Genomic DNA, 6851 nt, shown 5'->3' on the forward strand with positions numbered 1-6851 from the left:
AATAAATTCAGGTCTACTACTGGTAAAGGCATGTAATAATTGGGAGTAAATAAGAGAAATATTTAGTAGAATAAGGGAAAAGTTGAGTGTGTTCGTTACTTGAGATCCAAAAGCCACGATGTATGTGTAACACTGAATAAGTCTAGACTAAACTATATGCTATGAGACTTGCTCCAAACTCTGTATGTCATATACATTTGACAAATCAGCTTGAGCTAATAGAAAAGTCTGGCTATCTCTTTCTATTCCTTTGAAACGGCGATCAATGTCTAAAGCTGCTCTACCTATTATCCCATTCCCCATGAATGGATCAACTATTACATCATTCTTTATTGATAGTTTGGAAATTATGTATTCTAGCTGTGCTAATGGTCTCTGCTTGCCGTCCATTATTTCACTGGGTAGTGAAGACTCTATGAAATCGCTAATGGATTTGAGGCTCTTAGGTCTATCATCTTTTACGTACCACAATAGTGGATTCCATGTAGAATAAACCTGGTACTTTAAGGAGCCAGTTACTTCGTCTTCTCTTATCGCTAATTGCCACCAAAATTTCAAATTGGGAGCACCCATATTGATATTCTTAAAGACCTGTGGTAGCAAATGGTTTGGAACATATGTTAACAGGCTGCCCCCAGGTTTCAATACCCTGCTTGCAAAAATTGCTAATCTTCTATAAATTTGCAAATCCTCTGTGTAATTTGTAGGATTGGTAAATATCAGGTCTACTCTCTTATCAGGAAAAGTACGCTGTTTATCCTGAAAATCGCCATAGATAAGCTCTACCCGTTCTTGTTTGTCTGTTCTAACGAGCTTGCTTAGATCTTTTTCTACTTGTTTTTTGGCTACTGAATGCGCGATTTGGTTCTTTCTAATTTGATTGTATACTTTATTTAGAGTTGCGCTACCTTCCCTAAGACTATTTTTTTGGGATTCATTAGCTTCTTTAATAACCTTCTTTCCTCTCTCATACATGGAAGTGGATACTCCAATTTTCTTGGCAATTAACTTTGAAACCTTGCCCTTCTCTTCCATCGATTGAAGGGTAGCCTCAGCTGATGCTACCCTTTCATTTTGAACAGAATTAGATTGCTTTCCATTACCAAATCCGACTATAGCCCCGCCTAATGACATCCTTTCCTTTGCTTTTTCCCTGAGTATCCCTTCCAGCGAATAACCTACTTCTATCCTTTGGAAGGCATTCATTTGGCGTCTTCGAAGGTTTACCTCGATTTGAAAAAGCTTTTCCTGATAAGGTTTCAAGAATTGCTTAGTTATGGATTTTATCGGTACCTCTAACTCTTTACATGCACGGCATCTATGTGCTCCGTCCATAATGGTTCCTTCCTGGTTGACAATAATTGGTACAAGTAGACCATTTTCGCGGATTGATTCTTAGAGCAGTTCGTACTCTTTAGATGATAGAGGAGGTACCAAACCTAGGTTGACTTTGTTTAGGTAGAGTTTACTGGTGGTTGGATTGTTTTGGCCATTTGTTTTTTTTACGATATTATCAGTTATCATCGGTACGTTTATAGTTTCATCATCTAAAAGTAGATCACAGCGAAATTGTACAGTAATCTTTTACTACTGGGACAATTCTCCCGAAACTGGGCTACTGAACACCTGTCCTTGAAACATTCCAACAAGACAAGCTCCAGCTTAAATGACAATGCAAACAGAGAAAGGAGGATGATAGCCATATGAATCGATAAGGAGACCATTTGATAAAGACAATAATTATTCTAACATAATTTTCAAAGAAGCAGCCTACCTACTCAATCTCATTTAATTTAATAATCATTGATATTAGACTCTGGAACATATCAGATTGAATTTGAGAATCATTAGGATAGGCCCACCTGATTTCAGATGGTTTAGACAATAGAATTCTGCATCTTACAGAATTTGCCAATACGATGCCGCTCATTACGGATTCATTGTTTTTAAAATTTTACAGACAAATACAATGGTGAATCAGGTGTTTTATATTATGTATGAACAGTTGTGTATAGTTCGAATCTTAACTGATTGCAAATGACGATGATTGTTTATTGAGAAAAAGGCATAGAAAGCCAAGCTACAATTACTTCGAGGATGTTTTGCGAAGGTATTTCCATCTGAACAAGGATACACTACCAGATAAAATCTGGTTGCTTGGATTCTGGTTTTTATGATACAGTGGCATGGGGCGCATCTAAAAGTGTTCAAGAAGATGCAAATAAGAAATCTGGTCATTTTTCATCATAAATAATGAAATCCGAACTACTATTGCATTCGTCAGCCGTTCAGTTGCGAGGCGACAGCATTCAAAGTTAACGAAATATTTTCCAACCCTTGGTCCATTTCCAGTAATAGATGCTAGTACATTTCTATCATTGGTAATAAGATCTCAAATCCTATACTCATACTGTTATTATTTATACCCACCTTTACACCTGGTTCTTGTAATTTTCAGGCAACAGTTGTTACGACTGTGGTCTTTCCAACTCCTGGAGCTCTTGTTAAAACCATGATTGCCATGTTGCCATTCATGTGTACGTTTTAAGTTGCTTTTATGTTGTTTATTGCTTCACACTTTCGCTTTTAGGTGTGCTATATGGTGAAAAGAATAATTTCCCAACTCTATGACTTATCGCCCGATCATAGTAGTTGCTGACCGTATTTCTTCAGCCATAGTGCAAGTACAGTCAGGCAATCCTAAAGTAAATACTTATACATGCTATAATTTAATTTTAATACTATCCCGCTCAACCTTAGTCTCATAGGTTTTCTGATCATATGTCTTGATATGAGACATAAGCTGACCTACATTTTCGAAAAATTTTTGCCATGTTTGTGGTAATGGTTCCATTGCCTGTGATGGAGTTAGGATGGGTTCTGAAAGCTTCCTTCCTGTTGTAACATCAAACCTTGCACCATGAAATGGACACGTTATAGTGTTTTCTTTCAAATTACCCATTGAAAGTAAGGCATTCATATGACCGCATCTATCACTTACGGCATAGAATTTGCCACCTACGTTAGCAATTAGCACTTCACTCCCGTCAACTTCAATGTGCTTCATTTTGCCATCAGGAATTTCATTTACTTTTGCAACTTCCACAAATTCGTTCTGATTCATTGCTGAGATTAAGTCATGGGACTATTAAAGGATAGTAGTAATAAGGAACTAAGTTGGTCTAAGCTGTAAAGCAATGAGGATATGCCAAACGGGAGGACTGAATGCAACTCAGAAATTTGCGCGGCTGTTCATGTTCCCAGGTATATACCCATTGTGGAGGAGGATATGGTCCCAGCCACTTTTACATGGTGACTGCGATTACAGCAGCATAGCAGTGCTGGTCAGCAGCAATTTGGGCTAGTGTAGGACAGAACGGTAACGGTACGCAATTCTCCGCAGGAAACCAGAGCTCAGGCCAGATTTTTCCTACAGGTGGCAATCCAATCAGTGGGTCAGGAAAGGTAATCCGGATACTACCAACTTATCCTTACCCAATGGTACCAAGTCACTGGTAAGGGTGATGCGACATGGCACAGCTCCTGATTATTCATTGCTTACGACGGATAGCGTCCGGCCTCTTTATCTCCTGGCCGAAGCATCAATATTTATAAATAATTTTTGACATCCTATCCGACTATTTGCAGTAAGCTTTTATTAGAGATATGTGTATATCAACCTAGTCTGGTTGAAGAAACAAAATATTGATTCAATGTTAGAACAAAGGACGTCTGCTGATATGTGTACTTGTGGAGAACTGCGTAAGGCAGCGAGAGCAGTAACGATGCTCTATGATAATGCGGTCAAGTCGAGTGGGCTGCAATCTACCCAGTTTAGCTTATTGCATGTCATATCAAAAAGTGACTCCATACGAATTTCAGAGCTTGCTGCCAAGATGGGGACGGATAGAACCACACTAACCAGAAATCTCGCTATCCTAGAAAGAGATGGATTGATCAAGATTTCAGAAGGAACAGATCATCGAACGAGAAATGTAACGGCTACTCAAAAAGGACGTGGCGCTGTAGTCAGAGCCATTCCTCTCTGGAACGAAGTCCAACACAAAGTAAAAGAAAAAATGGGTGAAAGTTCGTGGCAAGGATTAATGCGAAGTTTGAGCGAGTTTCTGAAAGTAACAGACCAATTAACTGATCAAGACGACAAAAGTTTCTGAAGACCAAAAGTTACAGATACAACATTACTTCCCGAATGAAAATGAGCGCACTTTTACATGTTAATAATTGTGTATGAAAGGGAATATAAAATAAAATATATTGGCAGCTAGAAGAGACTGCTGCGATGCAGTAGAGTCTTTCTTTACGAGCATATACAGATAGCACAAAACAACATTTATAATCAGTACGATCCAATTCAATCTAATCCAATAAAACAGCATCATACGTCGGCATTTTATCACGAATCCATGAGCCGCATTGATTTTGTTCTCGTTTTACATTCAAGATGATGCGTGCAGATACACTTATAAGAGTGCATATGCACCTACTATTCTAATGCTCGACACAAAAGAAGACAGTAAATCTATCACAGTTAGCCGTCAGGCATGGTTTACTCTGGGCATACTTAGCAGCACGCTTTTGGTTGTTTTTTTCTCTGAGACAATGTTGTTACCAGCCATTCCGGAGATCATGAAAGACTTTAAAGTGCCTTATGCATTGGCTGCTTGGATATTCAGTGGATACATGATTGTAGCTGCGGTCATGACTCCAATTGCTGGTAAGTTGTCTGATATATATGGAAAAAAGAAAATATTGCTCACGCTGCTTGTCATTTACGTTGCTGCGACAGCAGCCGGTGGATTTGCAAATACCATTTCATTTCTACTTATGATAAGGGTGATCCAGGGTGTTGGCTTAGCAGCGGTCCCTGCGGCCTTTAGCTTACTCAGAGATACCTTCCCTCCAGCGAAGCTCGCTGTTGCTGTGGGCATATTTGGGTCTGCATACTCTGCCGGTTCAGTTGTTGGTCTCCTTGCTGGGGCCAGCATAATCCACAATATCGGATGGCATTCGACATTCTTCTTCATAGCGCCTACGGCTGCCTTTGTGACTGTGATGATTGCTAAATTCGTTAGAGAGAACAAAGTGGAACAACTGCCACTCCCACATTCGCCTGCTGATGGATCTCAAAAAAGTACCTACAGGGATAACGATCACAAACTACAAGTGTCGCAGTTGCACCTCTCCATCGATATCAAAGGGGCAATCGCACTTTCAGCAACTACTGCGGCGTTCATACTGGGTTTGACGTTATTGCAAACAGGTGGAACCTCAAATTTACAGAATGTTTCAGCTGCGTTTTTGGTATCGATAATATCATTGTCTGTCTTTGTAATCATAGAGAGAAGAAGCAATTCGCCGCTACTAGACTTCAGACTGTTAAGAGATAAAACTCTTCTACCGTCGTACCTCATACTTATGGCTGTCGGGATTACCATGTTTATGGCATATCCATCTATAGTACAACTGGTCAGAAGTCCAGCACCACTAGGATTTGGAGGGAATGCAGTTGATGCTGCCAATGTTCAGCTACCCTTCATGATAATGTTCCTAATCCTCTCAAGCATTACACCATTTATAATTAATAAAATAGGAAACAAAAGGCCTATCATAATTGGTGGCTTAATTAGCCTAATGGGATCAATTGGACTATTAGTATACCATTCAACAGAATTTGCAATATCTGCAAACTTGGCCATAATTGCTACAGGCCTATCGCTGGCGGTCACTGCAACTTGGAATATAGTTGTATCAGAATCTCCAAGAGAGTTCCTTGGAATTTCAACAGCCGTAGCGGCTTTACTACTGTTCATCGGAATGGCGACGGGTCCAGCTTTGGCTGGAGTTTATATGGAGAACCATAACACTATAGCTGGCATTCAAGGCTCGTATCCAACTCTCAGATCTTATGATCTGGTGTTTCTTACTTCAGCATTGCTATCAGGGATTACAGTAGGATTGGCTTTTGTGCTCAATAAAGGATATAGAGTACATACGGCGATTAAAGGGATGAGGAGCTTGTTCTAAGATTTGGGTCTTCATACCAAGAAGGAAGAGAAATGAATGACGAAGAATCACAAAAAAGAGATAAGTTTTTCAAGTGAAATGACCATCCAACATACAGGGATCATTGAAGATTGAAAATTGCTACATCTGTCTGTCTTAGTGATAGCTGCGACAATAAATAGTCTTTTATAACTGCTGGCATATTTAAGATATTGTAAGCAGCTGATAGGAAGATAAAGATGATAATATTATCACACAATCAGTAGAGATAAGTGATTTATCATCATCGCCACCGCAACAACAACCGCCGTCATATGGCGACCTTGCAGAAATCGATGAATCGGCAGGGGCTACCACACTTTCCCAAGAAGATATGGCCAAGATCTTTAAAGGTAGAAATTTGGCTTTTGTTTCTACCTTATCTAGCGATGGGTCGCCACATATCACTCCGATATGGGCTGATGTCGAAAATGGTACAATTCTGATCAACACTTCCGTAGTAACTGCGAAGTATAAGCACATGTTAAAGAATCCAACAGTTGCAATTTCTGCAGTTGAACAATACAATCCATACAACATGGTTTCAATTAAAGGGAAAGTCATAGAGCATACAACAGAGGGCGCTGACGAGCATCTTAAAAAACTTGCGAAAAAATATCTGGGTGTAGGTAAATACTATTACAGACAATCAAAAAACAAAAGAGTAATATTGAAAATAAGGCCAGAGAAGGTGATGGGTCTATCACTTCATCCTGCTTTCTATTTTCTTGGTTATTCTCCATGGAATTCTGCCACACCACAAGCCAAAGATAATAGTCAGTCATCGT

At 39.5% G+C, this 6851-nt stretch carries 5 protein-coding genes; 3 read left to right on the forward strand and 2 right to left on the reverse strand.

Annotated features, from left to right (window positions below; all coding sequences use genetic code 11):
* Positions 1-159 precede the first annotated feature (159 nt).
* Both DYY65_RS07360 and DYY65_RS07365 read right to left on the reverse strand, forming a co-directional pair.
* A complete protein-coding gene (locus tag DYY65_RS07360) occupies positions 160-1335 on the reverse strand; it encodes a DNA methyltransferase (RefSeq protein ID WP_162477329.1) in 1176 nt (391 codons plus the stop codon).
* A 1387-nt stretch (positions 1336-2722) separates the two neighbouring features.
* Positions 2723-3124, reverse strand: coding sequence for a non-heme iron oxygenase ferredoxin subunit (locus DYY65_RS07365; protein WP_162477330.1), 402 nt, complete (start codon positions 3122-3124; stop codon positions 2723-2725).
* 565 nt (positions 3125-3689) lie between these two features.
* Here DYY65_RS07365 and DYY65_RS07370 point away from each other — a divergent pair.
* The 3 genes from DYY65_RS07370 to DYY65_RS07380 form a co-directional block, all read left to right on the forward strand.
* Entirely contained in the window at positions 3690-4175 is a 486-nt protein-coding gene (locus DYY65_RS07370; RefSeq protein WP_162477331.1) for a MarR family winged helix-turn-helix transcriptional regulator, read from the forward strand.
* 337 nt (positions 4176-4512) lie between these two features.
* Positions 4513-6045 carry an MFS transporter gene (locus DYY65_RS07375; protein WP_162477332.1) on the forward strand — a complete coding sequence of 511 codons (1533 nt, stop codon included), beginning with the start codon at positions 4513-4515 and terminating at the stop codon, positions 6043-6045.
* A 352-nt stretch (positions 6046-6397) separates the two neighbouring features.
* A partial coding sequence (locus DYY65_RS07380; protein WP_162477333.1) for a TIGR03618 family F420-dependent PPOX class oxidoreductase occupies positions 6398-6851 on the forward strand: 454 nt, incomplete at its 3' end.

The sequence above is a fragment of the Nitrososphaera sp. AFS genome (genome assembly GCF_009898475.1).
GTDB lineage: Archaea > Thermoproteota > Nitrososphaeria > Nitrososphaerales > Nitrososphaeraceae > Nitrosopolaris.